General features: G+C 70.4%; 20 protein-coding genes and 3 tRNA genes. 8 read left to right on the top strand and 15 right to left on the bottom strand.

What is annotated here, in order from left to right; translation table 11 throughout:
- Positions 1-7 precede the first annotated feature (7 nt).
- The 9 genes from ACZ51D_RS35415 to ACZ51D_RS35455 all read right to left on the bottom strand — a co-directional run bounded on the left by ACZ51D_RS35415 (position 8) and on the right by ACZ51D_RS35455 (position 3,918).
- Positions 8-571: a papain-like cysteine protease family protein gene (locus ACZ51D_RS35415; protein WP_465623966.1), complete on the bottom strand. Its 564-nt coding sequence runs from the start codon at positions 569-571 to the stop codon at positions 8-10.
- A gap of 213 nt (positions 572-784) precedes the next feature.
- Positions 785-985, bottom strand: coding sequence for an alpha/beta hydrolase (locus tag ACZ51D_RS35420; RefSeq protein WP_465624005.1), 201 nt, complete (start codon positions 983-985; stop codon positions 785-787).
- A 25-nt stretch (positions 986-1,010) separates the two neighbouring features.
- Positions 1,011-1,646 carry an LppU/SCO3897 family protein gene (locus ACZ51D_RS35425; protein ID WP_465664612.1) on the bottom strand — a complete coding sequence of 212 codons (636 nt, stop codon included), beginning with the start codon at positions 1,644-1,646 and terminating at the stop codon, positions 1,011-1,013.
- Positions 1,647-2,194: 548 nt separating this feature from the next.
- Positions 2,195-2,289 (bottom strand) — tRNA-Ser (locus ACZ51D_RS35430).
- A 19-nt stretch (positions 2,290-2,308) separates the two neighbouring features.
- Positions 2,309-2,393: transfer RNA gene (locus tag ACZ51D_RS35435), tRNA-Ser, on the bottom strand.
- Positions 2,394-2,403: 10 nt separating this feature from the next.
- Positions 2,404-2,475, bottom strand: a tRNA-Gln gene (locus tag ACZ51D_RS35440).
- 253 nt (positions 2,476-2,728) lie between these two features.
- Positions 2,729-2,986 carry a hypothetical protein gene (locus tag ACZ51D_RS35445; protein WP_465664613.1) on the bottom strand — a complete coding sequence of 86 codons (258 nt, stop codon included), beginning with the start codon at positions 2,984-2,986 and terminating at the stop codon, positions 2,729-2,731.
- Complete coding sequence (locus ACZ51D_RS35450) at positions 2,979-3,188, bottom strand: hypothetical protein (protein WP_465623970.1); 210 nt, start codon at positions 3,186-3,188, stop codon at positions 2,979-2,981. The genes ACZ51D_RS35445 and ACZ51D_RS35450 overlap by 8 nt, the downstream gene beginning before the upstream one ends.
- A 151-nt stretch (positions 3,189-3,339) precedes the next feature.
- Positions 3,340-3,918: a hypothetical protein gene (locus ACZ51D_RS35455; protein ID WP_465664614.1), complete on the bottom strand. Its 579-nt coding sequence runs from the start codon at positions 3,916-3,918 to the stop codon at positions 3,340-3,342.
- A gap of 197 nt (positions 3,919-4,115) precedes the next feature.
- On the opposite strand from ACZ51D_RS35455, the gene ACZ51D_RS35460 reads away from it, so the two are divergent.
- Positions 4,116-4,727 carry a hypothetical protein gene (locus ACZ51D_RS35460; RefSeq protein WP_465664615.1) on the top strand — a complete coding sequence of 204 codons (612 nt, stop codon included), beginning with the start codon at positions 4,116-4,118 and terminating at the stop codon, positions 4,725-4,727.
- A gap of 383 nt (positions 4,728-5,110) precedes the next feature.
- On the opposite strand, the gene ACZ51D_RS35465 is transcribed toward ACZ51D_RS35460, so the two are convergent.
- Positions 5,111-5,272, bottom strand: a complete 162-nt coding sequence (locus ACZ51D_RS35465) for a hypothetical protein (RefSeq protein WP_465664616.1) — start codon at positions 5,270-5,272, stop codon at positions 5,111-5,113.
- Between the two features lie 106 nt (positions 5,273-5,378).
- Positions 5,379-8,279, bottom strand: a complete 2,901-nt coding sequence (locus ACZ51D_RS35470; protein WP_465664617.1) for a hypothetical protein — start codon at positions 8,277-8,279, stop codon at positions 5,379-5,381.
- A gap of 718 nt (positions 8,280-8,997) precedes the next feature.
- Between ACZ51D_RS35470 and ACZ51D_RS35475 the strand changes: the two genes are divergently transcribed.
- On the top strand, positions 8,998-9,654 hold the full coding sequence (locus ACZ51D_RS35475; protein ID WP_465664618.1) for a hypothetical protein: 657 nt from the start codon (positions 8,998-9,000) through the stop codon (positions 9,652-9,654).
- Positions 9,655-9,861: 207 nt separating this feature from the next.
- Positions 9,862-10,197 (top strand): sulfatase-like hydrolase/transferase, encoded by a 336-nt coding sequence (locus tag ACZ51D_RS35480; protein ID WP_465664619.1) that lies wholly within the window; start codon positions 9,862-9,864, stop codon positions 10,195-10,197.
- Between the two features lie 500 nt (positions 10,198-10,697).
- Here ACZ51D_RS35480 and ACZ51D_RS35485 read toward each other — a convergent pair whose 3' ends face one another.
- From ACZ51D_RS35485 to ACZ51D_RS35495, 3 genes are all read right to left on the bottom strand, one after another.
- Positions 10,698-11,024: a hypothetical protein gene (locus tag ACZ51D_RS35485; protein ID WP_465664620.1), complete on the bottom strand. Its 327-nt coding sequence runs from the start codon at positions 11,022-11,024 to the stop codon at positions 10,698-10,700.
- 180 nt (positions 11,025-11,204) lie between these two features.
- Positions 11,205-11,423 carry a hypothetical protein gene (locus tag ACZ51D_RS35490; RefSeq protein WP_360502835.1) on the bottom strand — a complete coding sequence of 73 codons (219 nt, stop codon included), beginning with the start codon at positions 11,421-11,423 and terminating at the stop codon, positions 11,205-11,207.
- Between the two features lie 549 nt (positions 11,424-11,972).
- Positions 11,973-12,716, bottom strand: coding sequence for a DUF4232 domain-containing protein (locus ACZ51D_RS35495; RefSeq protein ID WP_465664621.1), 744 nt, complete (start codon positions 12,714-12,716; stop codon positions 11,973-11,975).
- Positions 12,717-12,746: 30 nt separating this feature from the next.
- On the opposite strand from ACZ51D_RS35495, the gene ACZ51D_RS35500 reads away from it, so the two are divergent.
- Complete coding sequence (locus ACZ51D_RS35500) at positions 12,747-12,950, top strand: hypothetical protein (protein WP_465664622.1); 204 nt, start codon at positions 12,747-12,749, stop codon at positions 12,948-12,950.
- A gap of 173 nt (positions 12,951-13,123) precedes the next feature.
- Positions 13,124-13,822, top strand: a complete 699-nt coding sequence (locus ACZ51D_RS35505; RefSeq protein WP_465664623.1) for a hypothetical protein — start codon at positions 13,124-13,126, stop codon at positions 13,820-13,822.
- 317 nt (positions 13,823-14,139) lie between these two features.
- Here the strand turns inward: ACZ51D_RS35505 and ACZ51D_RS35510 are convergent, their stop codons facing one another.
- Complete coding sequence (locus ACZ51D_RS35510) at positions 14,140-14,808, bottom strand: TetR/AcrR family transcriptional regulator (protein WP_465623996.1); 669 nt, start codon at positions 14,806-14,808, stop codon at positions 14,140-14,142.
- Positions 14,809-14,866: 58 nt separating this feature from the next.
- Between ACZ51D_RS35510 and ACZ51D_RS35515 the strand changes: the two genes are divergently transcribed.
- From ACZ51D_RS35515 to ACZ51D_RS35525, 3 genes are all read left to right on the top strand, one after another.
- A complete protein-coding gene (locus tag ACZ51D_RS35515; protein ID WP_465623998.1) occupies positions 14,867-16,315 on the top strand; it encodes an MFS transporter in 1,449 nt (482 codons plus the stop codon).
- Complete coding sequence (locus ACZ51D_RS35520) at positions 16,312-16,707, top strand: cupin (protein ID WP_465623999.1); 396 nt, start codon at positions 16,312-16,314, stop codon at positions 16,705-16,707. Before ACZ51D_RS35515 ends, ACZ51D_RS35520 begins: the two co-directional genes overlap by 4 nt.
- A 285-nt stretch (positions 16,708-16,992) precedes the next feature.
- Entirely contained in the window at positions 16,993-17,181 is a 189-nt protein-coding gene (locus ACZ51D_RS35525; RefSeq protein WP_465624001.1) for a hypothetical protein, read from the top strand.
- The last annotated feature ends 130 nt before the right edge of the window (positions 17,182-17,311 follow it).

Genomic DNA, 17,311 nt, shown 5'->3' on the forward strand with positions numbered 1-17,311 from the left:
GCCTGCCTTAACGGGAGATGCCGATCCGGGAGTGGGTCCACTTGAACGAGCTGTTGCTGACGTAGTCGTTGTAGTTCCACCACGTGTAGGTGGCGGTGTCCGGCCACGGGTCGGCGACACCGATGGTGTTGTTCGACGTGTCGAAGCCGTAGACCACGTTCATGTGGCCGCCGCCGGAGGTCCATCCGATGCGGGCCGCGACCGGCCGTGCCGCCTTGACGTCGGTGTAGACCTGGTTGAACGTGGCCGCACTGCTCAGGCCCGAGCCCGGGTGGGTCATGCCGAGGCTGCTCCAGCCCCTGGCCATGTCGTCGAGCGTGGCGGGTTGGTTGTTGCAGCCGTAGTAGGGCTGGGCCCGAGTGCAGAAGTCCGTCTGCGTGCTGCCGTAGCCCTGGAACTTGGCGATGGTCAGCCCGGAGGCGACCCAGCACCACTGGGATTTCTCCTGCTTGTACATATTGATGGTGTCCTGCCCGGCCTCGGCATTGGCCTGGCCTTCGGCGGCGGCGAGCAACGCCGAAGCCGTCAGTGCGACGGCCGTCGCCGTGGTCGCGAACGTGGATCTGCCCATTGTTCCGCCTTCCCGCGCAAGTACGATGAGTGCCGGGGAATCTGGCAGAGCTATGACAGCACGAAATGACGCCGCAACAGATAGTAAGCGAAGGAACTTTACCTGTACGGGTGACTGAGACGCCCCGAAGCTGCGACCCCGGGCGGCCGTGCGTTTCCGTCGGTGTTCCCGTCCGGGACAGCAGGCGTCGTTCCCGGCCGGTACGGCGGCCCGTCAGTCGCTGGGGCAGCCCGTGCCCGGCGCCGGGAGCGTGCCCTGCGTCAGGAAGGCGTCGACGGCGGCACGGATGCAGGTGCTCCGGGCGTTGGCCGTGTGCCCGTCGCCGCCGCGGGTGAGCAGGACGGCGTTGCCGAGTTCGGCGGTGACCCCATTCGAGGCCGGCCTGCGACGAGCAACGGCCTGGTCCAGCTGCAGCTGCGCCGCCGCCCTTGAACCGCCCCTACGGGGCGAAGATCGTGGCCGGCTTCTGCCGCACGCTCTCCAGGCTCTTCAGGCAGAGGGTGTACTTGTCGCTGCGCCGCTCGTAGGTGAAGTAGCCGTCGGCGTCGGGGAAGGACTTCCGGCACACGTGCTCACCGTCGTTGGTGTCCTCCACACGGCCCACGACCCGGGCCTCGGCCCTCGGGTCGGAGCAGGGGACCACGACGACGTCGGCGTTGCTGTCGACGACACCCGACAGGACGATCGGATTGTTGTTGTGGATGCAGTCGCCGGCCTTGGCGAACTCGGGGTCGCCCTTCTCAATGAAGACGATCAGCGAGACCAGGATCACCGGGATGAGCACACCGAGGATCGTGGGCCGCAGGTACACCGGCTTGCCGGGGTTCATCGGTGCCCGGGGCGCGCCGGGCACCGGCTCCGGCAGCTTGTTGACCTTCAGGCGCTGCGGGATGTTGATCAGCATGACGATGGGGTTGACGATCATCGAGGGGATGCCCCACCAGCCCTGCCAGAGGCTGTCGGAGGTCATCTCGCGGTGCGTGGCGATGCCGCAGCTACGGCAGAACGGTCCCCGGCGCTTCAGGTACTTCAAGATCACGACGAGGCCCAGGTGCCCGCGGAAGGTCGCATCCACGGCCGGGACGGAGCCGCAGGACTGGCAGCTGAGTTGCCCGTCGCCGTAGCCGGACAGGCCCGGGTCCGCGGCGTCGGAGGTGGGCGCGGTGGGCTCGGTGGGCTCGGTGGGCGCGGCGCCGTGGGGCAGCTCGGCAGACTGAGTGGAAATGGTGAATCCCCCGTGATGATCAAGAATGTGTGCCTCCGCAACCTATCGCTGCTCGAACGTCAGGAGCGCTGCTAAAAGCCCTGGTGGGCAGAAGGTCGCCGAACCGTGATCACAAATCGGTCGATCGATACCGAAACTCCCCGGACACGGGCCGGACGCGCGAACGCGCTGTGACCGAGCACCTCGGCTGGCGAGTCGAGCGAGCCTGTGACCAGCGGGGACCCCGATGGCCGCGGCCGCGAGGAACGTCACCGCGTTGCTCGCAGTAGCGGTCACAGTCGTCGAGCGCTCGCCCCGCCTGTCACCGATTTCAGCGGAGGCCCCGTTTCGTCGATACGGAATCCATCGTGGCTCGTCGCACCCGAAGCGCGGGTGTTACAGGCCCCGGGGCCATCCCGTGGCGGAGGAGGTGGGGGTCGAACCCACACGGGTGCTCGCGCACCCCAACGGTTTTCAAGACCGAGGCCGGCGCCGCCTGTCGGCTGGCTCCTCCATGACACTGCCGCGTCGCGCGGAGAGTGCGCGGATCGAACGCGCGCGGGTGTGACCCCGACGACGGCTTAGCAAGCCGCTGCCTTACCACTCGGCCAACTCTCCATGTGCTGCGCTGCCGGACGAGGATTCGAACCCCGATCGCCTGATCCAGAGTCAGGCGTGCTGCCAGTTGCACCATCCGGCACGGTGGGCGGCACACGGGAAAGGGCCGCCCGGGCGGGGAACAGTCCCCGGGGCGGCCCGGCAGGAAGCCGGTCAGCGCACTACGAGGACGTCCCGCTGCTCATCTGGGGACTTGAGGAGCGCTGATACGACTGGACACGAGTGACGGTGTTCACGGTCGCGCTCCTTCCTGGGCCTGTGTGGCGCGATGTGCCCACTCTGCCGGACCACCGCCCGCGGGGACAACCGGTTTTCGCGCCCCCGCCCGAGCGGAGTCAGCGGACCTCGACATAGGCGACGAGGACGATCGTGCCGAGGACCGTAGGGACGTACGCGACGCGCACCCCGTCCTTGGCGTACTCGCGCACCGGGCTGTCGGCGCGCATCTGGACGCCGGCGGTCTTCGGGGCCAGTGCGATGCTGTCCAGGTGGGGGCCCAGGCGGGCGAGGGCGGCGTCGTCCATGTCGGCGATCTGTCGCTCGGCAACCTCGTGGAAGAGGACGGTGGCGCGGCGGGTCGGACGGTCAGGCAACGCGCTGCTCCCCGGTGGCCTGGGTGTCGTTGACGAGGCCGCGTTCGGCTTTGATGTCGTCCCAGGTGCGGCAACCGTTCAGATCGATGCCGCGGTCGGCCAGGTCGAGCAGGACGTACGCCAGGGTCGGGTCCTCCAGCGCCGCGTCACGGGCCGTGGCGCGCAGCGCTTCGGCCTCGTCGGGGTCGAACACCATCCGCATCACGGCCTCCAAGCGCCTGGGCGATGCATCGAGGCTAGCGCAGCCGGCCGCGCTGCGGGGCCGCCCCGCTCTGCGACAAAAACCGGCGAAAGCCCGGCGGGTGTCGGCGGGTGCCGGCTCAAGGTGACGAGGTGCGTGGATGGTGCGGCGGCTACTTGGAGACCGTCATCGCCTCGCGGATGCGGCGGGTGCGGTCGGCGGCGGCAGCCTGGTGGAAGGTGGCCGGAGTCCCTTCGATCCCAACGGGGAAGCTCACCGAGCCGGCGGTGTAGTGGTCGGTCCAGAGGCAGATGGAAATGACGAGCAATGCCTCGGTCGAGACTCCGCACTTGAGTCGGCCCTGCGGGTCGTGCGGGTCGCGGGCGTCGACGTCGGGCAGCGGCACCGTCCAGGTGGCCTTCGGGGACCGCATCGCGGCAATCGCGGATGTCGCCACCGCGTCGGGATCGGTGATGGTGCCCCAGGCCCCTCCGATGGTCAGGATCCCACCGGAGTCAGCGGTGTACGTGGCCACCAGGCTGCAGTCGAAGCTTTCGTAGCCGGCCGGCTGCGGGCCTGCCGAGTGGTCGGCGCGGACCGTGGCGGGGCCTTCGGCCCGGTAGCCGCCGGGAAGGGACTCCGGAGCGGTCAGCCGCAACGGGCCCGGCGCCGTACCGGCGGAACTGCCGCCCACCGCCGGAGCGGCCTCGGGCGGCGGCGAACCGTCTCCGCAGCCTGCCAAAGTCCCCACCAGCAGGACCGCGGCCCCGACCCCCGACACAAACCTCACAACGCGCACACCCGCCCCGGCCTTCATGATCACAATAGTGGGGCCCGCGCGCTCACCTCGGTCCCGATCGTCGCAAGACGCAATCAAGGGGTGCGGGGGCCCGGGAGCCGCGAGGGGCACGGCACAATCGGGCCGTGGGAACGACTATTCAAGGATTCGTGGAGTGCCGCACCTGGGGTCCTGGCCTCGGCATCCAAGAGACGGCGTGGTACTCGGCCATCGAGCTGTCCATGCTCGGTATGACCCGGGACTACAGCGCCTTCGCCTGCCTCTTCGGCGTCCGGGACATCAGTGGCCACTGGCGGCCGGTCGCTGCCGACCGCGGTTTGCCGGTCGACGTGTCGGAGAACGCCCGAGCCGAGCACGCGTCATGGGGGGAGACCGCGTTCGGCGCCACCTGGTTGAGCTGGAACGAGATCCTCGGCATCGATTGGGACGAGCCGGCGATCCCCCGGGCAACCAGAATCACCCGGTACCGGCGGCTTCCGGACGGCGCGCTGAAACTGACACGCCTGGAGGACTGGAGTCGGGCGTTCGCAAGATCAAGCGGCGTGAACACCCTGACCGTCGATTCCGACCGCATAGGTGAACTGTGGGCTGAGGGTACTGAATGGGACACCGGCGCCACGGTCTTCCGCGCAGAACGCGCCCGCCGCCGCGACGCTGTCCCCGCCGACGGCCCCTGGCGGCCGGTGTGGACCGTCATGCGCACCCTCGCCGAGGTGCACGGCGAACAGAACGTCCGGCTGATCGTCTGGTTCGAGGAATAGCCCGCCCACCTGACGGCCCAGGGAGCGGGCGGCCCAGCAATGCGGTCGGCCGTCCACCCCCGGTCCACGCCGGACTGACCGCCCACGGGGACTCCGGTCCCGTCGAGGGCACCGTCAACCGGATCATTCGGTGGAATCGGCGGAATCTGATGTATCGACCTCACGCGTATTGAGCAGTTTCATCGTCCACTCTCGCTGTTCGGCTGTGTCCGGGACGGCGAGCCCGCGAGCCCGTTCGATCAAGTCCCAGGCGGTGTCGGGATCGATGCCGTTGAGGATGAGGAGTGCGGCGGCGAGGAGGGCGTCGCGCGCCGCCCGGCCTCCGGGAGGCGCCGGGGGCAGCGCCCTCGTCCGGCGGGCAGGCGGCAGCAGCTGATGGCGTGTCAGCTCTCCGCGATGTCGTCCGGGCGGACCTCGATGTGGTCGGCCGCGAGGTCGACCGCCACCCGGTGCTCCATGCCCAGCGCCTCCAGGATCGGAACCGGCAGCTGCACCCGCCCGGTGCGGTCCGGCATCACGTACTCGCGCTCGTTCACGACGGTCACGACGATCTCGACGGCCTGGCTGGTTCGGCTGGTCCCGGTTGTCGGCCGACAGTCTGCCGGCTCGGGGAGGTCCGCACGGTCACGACCCGTGCCGCCGGTCGCGCTGTCACGACTGCTCCCCCGCGCGCAGTTCGGTGGCGATCTGGCGCCGGCCGGCGACCAGCGTCTCCGCCACCACCCCGAGGCAGACCAGCAGCGCCAGGCCCACCGTGGGCAGCAGCACCGGCAGCAGCGTGGGGGTGACGGCCTCCCCGACTTTGGCGCCGACCAGCGTGGAAATGTCGAAGGCGGGCCCGAGCAGGCCGACCGCCGCCACCGCGACCAGGCCGCCACCGACCGTCGCCGCCAGGGTCTGTGGCAGCGCCTCGGCGATGATCAGCGCCAGCCCCTGCCGGGGTCGCAGGCCCATGGTCCGCAGCCGGGCGAGGACGGCGGTGCGGTCGGGCGCGGCCCGCAGCAGCGTCAGCAGGACGGCGAGCAGGGCGAATCCGGCTCCGGCGGCGGCCGCGTACCAGAACAGCCGCCCGGCGGCGTGCTGCAGCGGGTCGTCGCCGAGCGCGGCGGCGGTCTCTCGGCTGCTGTGCACCGTGTATCCGGCGGGCAGGCCGTGGGTGTCCTTGCCGGTGGCCGTGGCGCTGTCGGCGATCAGCTTGGCCATACCGACCGGCCGGTCCCCGCTGTTGTCCCGCAGGGCCGTCCTGACCCGCTCGGGGTCGACGTCGCCGACGGCGAACCACTTGTTCACCCGCTTGGTGTCCGGCAGTCGTTCCCAGGTGGGGCCGGCCGGGACGACGACGAACGGCTTGCCCGGGTCCGGCAGCGCGGGGGTGGCGTCGACGATCCCGGCGACGGTGGTGCGCAGGCTGTTGCCGTTGGGCGTGCGCACCTCGGCCGGGCCGGCGGCCATCCGCTTGGCCAGGTCGCGGCTGAACAGCGCGGGCACCGGGGTGTCCCGGCGGCCGGACGTGCCAGCCGTGCCAGGCGTGCCGGGTGTGCCGGGTGTGCCAGGCGTGCCAGGCGTGCCGGCCAGCTTCGCCGGGTCGAACTCGCCGACCCCGAGGGTCCGGGCGATCTCGGCGTAGGCCGTCGGCTCGACCACCACCAGGTAGGCCTCGGTGTAGTCCTGGTCGGCGCCGAAGAAGCGGGCCCTGGGTTCGACCCAGGCCCCGGTCGAGGCCCGGACGCCCGGCAGGGCGGCGGCGGCCTTGGTGAACGACTCGGTCAGGGTGGCGTAGTCCGGGATGACGACGGAGACATCGCCGCCGGTCGCGATGCGCGCGGCGCGGGCCCGGACGTGGTCGACGGTGTCGAGCACGGTGGCGCCGAAGCCGGTCGTGGTGACGGCGATCAGCAGGGCCAGCAGCGGCAGCACGGAGGGCCGGCGCCGGCCCGAGGTGTCGCGCGCCGCCCGGGCCAGGCCGAGGAAGCCGATCAGGCCGCGGCCGCGGCCGACGAGGGCGGCCAGCCGGCCGACCAGCACCGGCTCGATCCGGGCCAGCAGCAGCCCGCCGGTGACGGCGAGCAGCAGCGGCGCGGCGACCAGCAGCGGGTCCACCCCGGCCCCGGGGTGGCCGACGCCACGGCGCCGGACCTCCGCCACGGCCGCGACGGTGACGGCCAGGACGGTGAGTTCGCCGACCAGTCGGCGTCGGCCGCCGCACGGCCGCCGACGGGACCACAGCAGGGCCGCCCGGGTCGGGAAGGCCAGCAGCGCGGTCAGGGTCGCAACCAGGGCCGCCAGCACCGAGCGGTCCCACCGGACGGTGGGCAGCAGCACCAGGGCGAGGGCCGTGCCGAGCGCGGCGGCGGGCAGGACGGTGACGGCGCCCTCGGCGATCAGCCGCCCCAGCACCCCGGTGCGGGAGCCGCCGCGGGCCTGGAGCAGCCGGATCTCGGCGGTGCGCCGGTCGGTGGTAAGGGCGGCGGCGAGGAACAGCACCACGGTGGCGACGCCCGCGACGCCGGCCGGGCCGATCGCGCTGAGCGGCAGCGAGGCCCGGTAGCGCTCGTCCGCCCGGGTGAGCACGTCGGGCAGGCCCGAGGCGGTGTGCAGGTCGGCGCGCCTGGTCGCGTCGGCCAGGGCGGTGGCGTCGCGCCCGGTCAGGAAGGAGCTGATGACGCTGCGGGTGTGGTCGAGCCGGTCGGCGTGCAGCGAGGCGGGGTCGACGGGCAGCCGCCAGAAGTTCTCGGCGTTCGAACCCCAGCGGGTCAGAGCGGGCAGGCTGCCGCCGTCGACGAACCCGTTGGTCATCCAGTGCTCTTGTCTGGGGTCGGTCCTCAGGCAGGCGCGGGCCGGGCAGCCGAGGTCGTCCCAGAACGGGTCCTGGGGGTCGTTGACCTGGTAGAGGCCGACCACCACGGTGGTCCGCTTGGTGCCGGAGCCCTCGACGCCGTTGTCGATGACGTCACCGAGCTTGATGTGGATGGTCTCGGCGGCCTGCTTGCTGATCACGATCGGCAGCGGACCGCCGACGGTGTCGGGGGTCGGCCAGGTGCCGTCGGTGAGGGTGGCCCGTGCGGCCAGGTCGGGCACGTAAAGCAGGCCGAGGACCGGGTCGGTCCGCTTTTCCGCGATCCGGACGTAGTCCGGATTGCCCATGCCGCGGTCGGCCAGGGCGCGGGCACCGTGGGCCTGGCCCGGCTGGGCCAGCGTCAGCTGCCGGCCGACCATCTCGGTGAGCTGCCGCTGCACCCGGTCGAGTTCGGCGCCGTTGTCGTCGTCCTGAGTCTTGGAGGTGGTCTGCAGACTGGTCTGGTTGAGGCCCTTCTGGCTGACGAAGTCCTGGAGCGCCGTGTCCGCGCCCCGGTCCGTGACGCGGGGGAAGGCCGCCGCCAGGAAGACGGTGACGAACGCGAGGGCGGCCATGAGCAGCGCGGCCATCGGGTTCGCGCGAAGCCTGGTGCGGACCCAGCGCGCGGGGCGGTGGGCGGGCTGGCGGGCAGGCTGGTGGGCGTTCTGGCGGGCGGTGTCGGGGGTGGGCACGGGGGTGCCGGCCTGGGTGGTCACTTCTCCTCCACGTGGCGCAGCCGGCCGGCCACGTCTCGACGGCGGCGTCCGACGAGGAACGCCGACAGCAGCGGGGCGGCCGCGATCGCGGCCGCGAACAGCAGGGACACCACACGGTCACACCGGCGCGGTGATCATCGGCCTTCGGTCGCCGGATAGCGGACGATGCTGTCAGATTCGATCGGCGAACGGAAGGGACTTGCGCGAATCAAGTAAGCGATGAGCAAATTCCTTGCATTGGCATCTTCCCCGCTCGGGAATAAGCCCCTGCAATGCCATGCACGCTTCACAACTTCGGCTTCATCGCACCCCTTTGACCTGGGAACTTTCCTTTCACGCATATTCCTGCCCGGGATACTGAACCCGTGAAGCCTCCGCATCCGTTGCCCCGGACAGAACCGGGCCGTCACCACCCCCAGGGGGCCGCCGCATGACGGCGGCGGTGTCGGTCATCTCGCCGCGACGGAGCACGCGGTTGCGGACGTCCGCCAGGTCGAGGGTGACAACGTCGATGCGGGGCGCACGGCGACCCGCCCCTTGGGAGACGGGGGATCAGCGGGGGCTGACTCCTGGATCCGCACGGCGCGCCGTGTGCACGGTTGCTCCCCGGGGGTGACCATCGACCTGCCGTGCGGCTCTCGGGAGCCGGACGGCAACACAATGAGCCATGAGCTCCCGCCTCGATGATCCCGGCGAACCGTCCCCTGCGGGTCGGTCGATGGAGCCGGCAGAGCCGCGCGGCGAGCACTGGTGGCCGGTGGCGTCGGCCGTCCTGGTCGCCGCGCTGCTCCATGTCGCGCTCCCGCGCAGCTATCGCGAGAGCCCGTCGTGGGTGCTGCCGGTGGTCATGGTGGTGCTGATGGCTGTCCTGATCGGAGCCGACCCCGGCCGGATCGATCGGCAGACACGGTGGCTACGGGTGGTGACCGACCTGGTGATCGCGTTCATCACGCTGGCGAACCTCTTCGCTGCCGCGTCCCTGGTGGCGGACATCCTGACCGACAGCAAGCTCTACGCCAACAACGCGACGGGCCTGCTGGCGACGGGCGGGGTCGTCTGGGTGACCAACGTGATCGCGTTCGCGCTGTGGTACTGGGATCTGGACCGGGGCGGCGCCGCCACGCGGGCGCACCACCCCTTCGCGGACCCCGCGTTCGTCTTCCCCGAGATGCAGCTCCGGCAGGGCACCTCCCCCGCGTGGGTGCCGGTCTTCGTGGACTACCTGGCGCTGGCCTTCTGGACCTCCAGTTCGTTCGGTCCGGCCGACACGTCGCCGGTCAAGTCGTGGGCCAAGCTGCTGATGATCACTCAAAGTGCCGTCTCGCTCGTGGTGGCGGCCCTGGTGATCGCTCGGGCGATCAACATCCTCCAATAGACCACTCCACCCGAACGGGACCGGCCTGCACCGTCCGTCCGTCCGTCCGGCTGGTCGGCCGGCCGGCCGACCAGCCGGCGGTGCGGGGGTTCACCGGTTTGCAGCACTGCGCACGGCGGGCGCCCCGGCCGACTCCTAGCGTGGGAGCGAGGCAGGACCGGCGGGGCCGAGGAGAGGGACGCGAACGATGGCGGGCAAGCCGACATTGTGGTGCTCTGGGGCGACGACATCGGGATCACGAACCTGAGCTGCTACAGCGACGGCCTGATGGGCTACCGCACGCCGAACATCGACCGGATCGCCGCCGAGGGTATGCGGTTCACCGACTACTACGCGGAGCAGTCCTGTACGGCGGGGCGTTCGGCGTTCATCACCGGCCAGAGCCCGTTCCGCACCGGCCTGTCGAAGGTGGGGCTGCCGGGGGCGGAGCTGGGCATGCAGCCGCAGGACCCGACCATCGCCCGGGTCCTGAAGGAGCAGGGCTACGCCACCGGCCAGTTCGGTGGCGCCGGTCAGGACGTCCTTGGGGTCGACCGAAGGTGATCCGGAGTTCTGCCAGAACTCGCCGCTCCCGGTGGAGTCCGCAGAATTGAAGAAAACCATTGGTACCTCCCGGTGGTACCTATCGGATCGGCGATTCCTCCCGACTGAAACCGGCGGCAATTCCACAGGAAGCGCGCACGGCGCAATTGACGAAGGCGCCCTGCGTCAAACGTGCACCTGCGAGATCCGTTGACGAAACCGGGTCGGAGGCTGCGGACCCGTAGCAATCGATCTGCTTTTGGCGTCTGACACAACCGTAGTCCTGCACCTTACTGCTCCGCCAGTGCTTGATGCCCCCGGAGAAACACTTCGGCCTCCTGGATTCCGGGCCTGATGACGGTCTGTAATTCTTGCCGTGACGGTCCTGGCCACCAGCGGTCGAGTGAGATGTCTGAAATCTCGACTGTTCCGCCCGGCAGCCTCGTTATTCACCTGCCCCGACGCACTACCCCAACGCACTGGGCCCTGCCGCACGCGCTCGTTGACCGGCGTCGACGAGGTCAATCGGCCGTGAGCCGGATCTGGTCCACGGACGGCAGGGAGGTCGGCATCTCATCGGTGACCCAGGCGTACTCCAGTGCTGACAAACTCGTGCCGCCCTCGACCCACACCAGCAGTTCGCCGATGTATTCGCCGGAGCGGTCGTGAACGAAAGCGCCGACCGGCACGAGCGTGAACGCCGGTGCGGGATGCGGCTCCAGCCCCCGCACCCGCAGGTCGACGCTCACGGACCGGGCTCCCCAGGTGGCCACGACCTCGGTCCGGTCCACTTGGCTGCGCAGCGCCGAGGCGCCGACGAAGTCGACTGTCAGGAGGTGGTCCAGCACGGCTCGCTCGGAGTCGTTCAGCGGACGAGGTTCGACGGGCACGACAGACATGTGCTCATCTTCGCAGTTCGCCGCCCGCCCCCTTCGCCGTACGTCGTGGTCCGTGACGGATGGATGCCGAGGGGCCGGTTCGTGAAATCTCCGCAGTTCAGAGACCTGTGGCGGCGCGGGCCGGAACCGTCAGCCCTGCCGCTCCGGGTCGGAGAAGGTCAGTCCGCCGACCGCGAGCGGGCGCCGGGCCGGGGCGGGTACGGGGACGGTCTCGCCCGGCGGCTGGCGGAAATCGGCGCCCTGCTCGACCGGCAGCGGCCGACGCCCGTCGGACCAGGCGGGAACGGGCGCGTCGATGGCGGGCTCGGAGAAGGCGGGCAGCGAAAGGGTGGGACGATCGGTAGTCATGATCCAAGTCTCGCAGCCCGGAGGGGCAGAGTGGGACAGTCTCGCCGTCGGGCTCAGGTCCTGGAGGCGAAACGGACGGGGTGACGGGGTGGTGGCCGAGCGCCTCCTGGATCACGTACTGTCCCACAGTTCCGTGATGTCGAGCGGTGGCAGCTGTGACAGCGTGGTGCCGGCGGCGTTCATGGCGTCGGCCTAGCAGGAGCCCGTGTTGCTTGTAGAGCGGGGTCAACTCGGGTGCGATGTCGGTATCCCAGAGATCCAGGAGCACCGGCCGAGACCGTTGTCCGCTGCGAAGAGTGGCAGGTTCAGGACCTTCGCCGCGAGCGTCAGGCATCAGGCATCAGACATCAGCGACGGGTGACGGCGGCTTCCCGCGAGAGGCACGGGGTCGTCCGGACTTCCGAGGACAAGAACCTGGAAGGCCGCGCCGGCGTAAACGGCCAGGAGCCGGGCGATTCTGCGGGGCGTGTGGCGCATGGTGGCGTGCCTGCTTTCCGGTCGGGTGCTCTCGGTTCGTGCTTGCTCCCGGTTCGTCGGGTGTTGCCGGAGTCACCAGGAGACGGCGTCGTCCAGCGACTGCTGCCAGTAGGTGACCTTCAGGGAGTCGTCCACGTAGACGCCGTTCGCGGGCAGCGACGGGTGGGCTCCCGCGCCGACGCTCTCGTTGCCTGAGCGCCCCTGGAAGTAGACGACCAGGGACGGCGCCGTGTGGCCGTTCGAGCCGTCGATGCCGTCGGTGGAGGACAGGTTGACGGAGGCGTAGCCGGACTCGCCGGGCTTGAGCGTGACGACGGCCTGCGGCTTCGAGTCGGTGATGACCGGGGGCAGGGACTGGGCCTCACCGAACCGGACGGCCGGGTAGCCGTAGAGGTAGCAGATGCCGGAGCCGGTGTTGGTGACCGTGAGCAGCATGTGGTTCACGGGGCGGTTCAGCGGGGCGGCGGTGGTCTTGGTGTTGGAGCCCTCGCAGGTGCTCGGGTTGGCGGCCGCGGGGGCGGCGGGTGCTGCGGGGGTCTTCGGCGCGGGGGTGCCGGTGGCGGGCTTCGGGCCGGTGGGCTGGGGCGCGGCGGCCGGGGGCTTGCCGGTGGAGACGGCGGTGCCGGCGGACGGGGCGGCGGATGTCGCGGGGGCCGTCGGCGAGGCCGGCGTCGCGGCGGGCACGGTGGCCCTGAGCGACGGGCCGGTTGCCGTCGCGATGTCCCCGCTGTCGTTGCACGCGGTCATCGAGAAGGCGGCGAACGCGACGCTCGCGGCGGCGGTGATCAGACGGGTGCGGGAGGTACGGACGGACATGTGGTCGTGCCCCTTTCGGCAGTCGGTCGGGTGCTGAACCTGTGTATCGACTTCCTGAAGTCGAACCCCCGCGAGACGATCATCATGCGGATCAGGAAGGAATACACCGAGGGGCAGGACTACCTGACGCCGCGCATCTCCCAACGCGCGCACTACGGCGTGATCGCGATGGACTTCGTGGACGAGCGCAAGGACCTGCTGCAGATGATCGTCGACTGGAACTTCGGGCTCTGACGGCACAAGGTGAACGCCCCGAAGCCGACCTTGGGTTCCAGGGTTCGGGGCCTTCACCCTGACAAACCGTCCGGACGCAGTCCGAGAATCGGACGATCCATGGGACGGCAGCGAACTCCGGTGGGATGCTGTGACCTTGGTCCGACCACCGCACCGACCCGTGGGAGCCCCCCATGCCGCTGTTCGGCAACCGCAAGAACCTTCCGAAGCCGCTGTGCGACGAGCACGGCCCGTGCAAAGCGCTGGCCGCGATCTCGGTCTTCGAGGTCCGGGACCGGCTGCGGCTCCTGGTCACCCCGACCCGCGCCCTGGGGCCCGACCCCATGGCCCGGCAGATCGACGACGAGCTGTCGGTCGTCCTGTGCGTGAACGGCGGGAAGCGGGGCGGGACGACCGAGGCCCTGTCGATAGCCGAGCACGCCGCCGACCAGTGGAGCGTCAGCCGGGCCGAGCTCTGGGAGCGGGCCTTCGCCAACCTGGCCACCGAGCAGCTCAACCGGCAGTCCTTCAACGCGTCGAACGGCGACATCCTCTACGCCGTCAACGGGACAGGGGTGTGGCCCGGCGCCGCCCAGGCCCTGCGCCTGGAGAACGCCCTCGGCGGGGTCGAGCTGCCCCACGGCGCCCTGGTCACCCTGCCGACGAACAACGCGTTCTGCGCAGCGCCGATCCGCAGCGGCGCGTCACTGAACGCGATCCGCTTCATGATCGACCTGTCGAAGCAGCTCCAGGCCAACGATCCGGCCCCGCTGACCTCGTCGATCTTCTGGTACCGGGACGGCTGGTTGGAGAACCTGAACGTCGGGGACAACGGCATGATGCGGCCCTCCGCCCGCTTCCGGGAGCTGGCGAGCAGCCTCCCCGCCACCTGAGCCCGCCCGCCGCCCTGCGCGCCGCGCCCCGCGCCCCGCGCCCGGCGCATGAGAGGGGACGCCGTGCCGAGCGGCGTCCCCTCCGTCTGTCACCGCGGTCCGGCTGACTCCTCCTCGGACGCGGCACGCGCGCGCAGCTGTGAATCCCCGGAGGCGATCTCGGGGAAAGGCCGGCGGCGATCAGTCCGAAGCGGTCGGGGCGCCGGGGTGGTACGCAGAAGTGCCTTCCCTGCCGGGTTGACAGAGACCTTCGACAGGGTGTTGGCAGAATGTCAGCGGTGCAGGACGTTGACGCGTTCATTGGCGGCTGCGGTCCGTCAGCGGGTGGTGAGGAGGCCGTCCACCAGGGCTCGGAGCCCGTCCAGGTAGGTGTCCTCAGCGGTCAGCGACGCCCAGTGGTCCGCGACCTGTGCCAAGCGGGGAAGCTCGCCCGGGTCGAGATCGGCGAAGACTTGCTCCCGGTAGGTCGCACGGTCATCGTCTGCGCGCCGCCGGGTCGCTGCCGCGCGGACCATGATTTCACCGGCGGTGTAGTACCAGATCGCGCGGTAGCCGCGCACGGCCTGCTCAGGGGTCAGTCCGCACTCGACCAGGCCATCGACGATCTGCTCGACGAACCACAGTGCGGACGTGGACATCAAGTCGTCGGCGGTCAGCACCTCAGTGATCCAGGGGCAGGCGGCGAGCGCCTCGTGGATCGCGGCGGCAGCGGCGACGATCCGCTCGCGAGGGTGGGCAGGCAGTTCGGGTCGGCGCAGTGTCCGCGTGGCGTAGTCGTCCAGTAGCAGGACGAGCAGGTCTTCCTTGTTGCGGACGTGGTGGTAGAGCGCCATCGGCGTACTGCCGATCTCTGTGGCCAGTCGCCGCATGGTCAGCCGGTTCACGCCTTCCTCGGTCACGATCCGGTTGGCCGTCTCGATGACCTCCGCAAGGAGGATGCGGGGAGGTCGGCCGAGGGTTTTACGCGGTGCGGACGGTTGCGGCATGCCTCCCATCATCCCCCAGGTGTCGACAGCGGCGATCCCTTCGCGCTACTTTCCTTACATGTATAAAAACTTACGGGGGCGCCCCGGAGCGGTGCTGGCGGCAGCAGCCGTCGCCCAGTTCGTCCTCGCCCTGGACATGTCGGTGGTCAACGTCGCACTGCCCGCGATCCGCACAGCGCTGGGATTCGCGCCGCTCGACCTGTCGTGGGTCGTGCACCTCTACGCGCTCACGTTCGGCGGGTTACTGCTGCTGGGTGGCCGCGCTTGCGATCTGTACGGCCAGCGTCGACTGTTCGTGCTGGGCTTGGCCGTTTTCGGGCTGTGCTCGCTGGCGGGCGGACTGGCTCAGGCACCCTGGCAACTGATCGCCGCCCGCGCCGGGCAAGGCCTGGGCGCCGCTGCCGTCGCGCCGGCCGCGCTGGCGATGCTCACCACCACCTTCACCGAAGGCCCCCAGCGCGCCCGCGCGCTCGGGGTGTGGAGCGCGGTGAACGCCGCAGGCGGCGCGCTGGGCGTGCTGGCAGGTGGGCTGCTGACCGAGTACGCGGGCTGGCGCTGGGTCATGCTGATCAACCTGCCCATCGTCGTGGCGGCTCTCGCGCTGGTGCCCGCAGGCGTGCCCGCCGGCGCACAGCCCGCCCGGCGCGAGAGGCTGGACGTGCTGGGTGCCGTCCTGGCGACCGGTGGAGTCGGGTTACTGGTGTTCGGTGTCGTCCGCACCGACACCCTTGGCTGGGGCTCCCCGATCACGTGGGCGACCCTCGCCGCCGCGGTCGCGCTGCTGGCCGCCTTCGTCATCGCCGAGTCACGAGTCACCGCACCCCTGCTGCGCTTCGGCCTCCTGAGCAGCCGTTGGGTCGCCGGCGCGAACGTGCTGGTGTTCCTGGCCGCGGCCGGGCAGTTCACGGCGTTCTACTTCGTGTCCCTGTACATGCAGCAGGTCCTGGGCATGGGCACCGCAGCAACCGGCGCCGCGTTCCTGCCCTTCTCCGCAGGCCTGGTCGCGGGCACCGTCGCCGCGACCCGCATCACCTCCACCCGCACACCTCGCGCATCGCTCGTGCCCGGCGCCCTGCTGGCCGCCGCGGGCCTGGCCTGGTTCGCGCTCATCAGCCCCGACGGCAGTTTCCTCGCCGACGTACTCGGCCCGTCCCTCGTCACCAGCATCGGTACCGGACTGGTGCTGGCCCCGGTCGCCGCCGCCGCGACCACCGGCGTCGCTCCGCGTGAGGCCGGCATGGCCTCCGGCCTCTTCAACAGCTCCCGCCAACTCGGCGGCTGCATCGGCCTGGCCGCCCTGGCCACCATCGCCGCACACCACACCGGCACGGCCACCGACCCCGCCGCACTCAACGACGGCTACGCCCTGGGCCTGGCCATCGCCGCCGCCCTCTTCGTGCTCGCGGCGGTCGTGGCCATCGGCGTACTGCCGCGCCGCCGGGCCGTCACACCTCTCCCGCGACCCACCGCCCCCACAGAGAGCCAGTTGGAAGGAACATCATCATGACGACGACCCCCATCGACCTGTTCGCCTCGGCGCTGCACTTCCACCCCGACGGCGACGTCCGAGCCGTCGAACGGCAGATGACGAGCAGCGACTCCGGCGCCTGGCAGATCGCCACGTTCCACGTGGAAACCGACGCCGACGTTCACGCCGACCACTGGGAGATGCACCCACAGGCCGAGGAAGCGGTGTGCTGCCTGACCGGCGGCATCCGCCTCTACTTCCGTTCCGACAGGCCCGGCGGCACCGAGGACATGGTGCGGTTGCAGGCAGGCACCGCGGTGATCGTCCCCCGTGGCCGCTGGCACCGCCTGGAACTGGACGTTCCCAGCGACCTGATGTCGATCACCCTTCGCCACGGCACCCGCCTCGAAAAGCGCACCGACACCCACTGACCGAACGTGGCCCGGCAGACCCGCTGCCGGGCCACCACAAGCCTCACCCAGTCAGCTACTCTGCCGCTGGGGCCGACTGCGAGCCCGGAGCCCAATGAGCTGCGTCCATCTTGAAGTTGCAGGTCAGCGGGCGCCTGCCTGTTCATCATCGCCCATCCCAGCTGGCCTGGGCCAACTCGCCGATGCGTCTACGGTGTCACCAGCCTCACGCCCGAGCACGCTGGTCCGGTGGAGATCGCGCAGCGCGTCCGAGGGCACTGGGGCGTCGAGAACAAGATCCATCACGTGCGTGACACCGCATACGCCGAGGACCCCTCCCGCGTCCGCACCGGCACCGCGCCCCGCGCCATGGCCACCCTGCGCAACCTCGCCATCGGTGCGCTGCGACTGACCGGCCACGACAACATCGCCGCAGGCATCCGTCACCACGCCCGGGACGCCGCCCGCCCGCTCGGCACACTGGGCATCATGTGATCAAACCGGACACATCTCCAGAACGACGCCGCCCTGGGAGCTGACGATTAATAACTTACGGACCTGATGACGTACTTGGGGTCGTAGGATCTCGGCGTGACGGAGGAGACCGAGACCGTGCTCGGGGAGG

The organism is Kitasatospora sp. NPDC033851 (assembly GCF_055576085.1).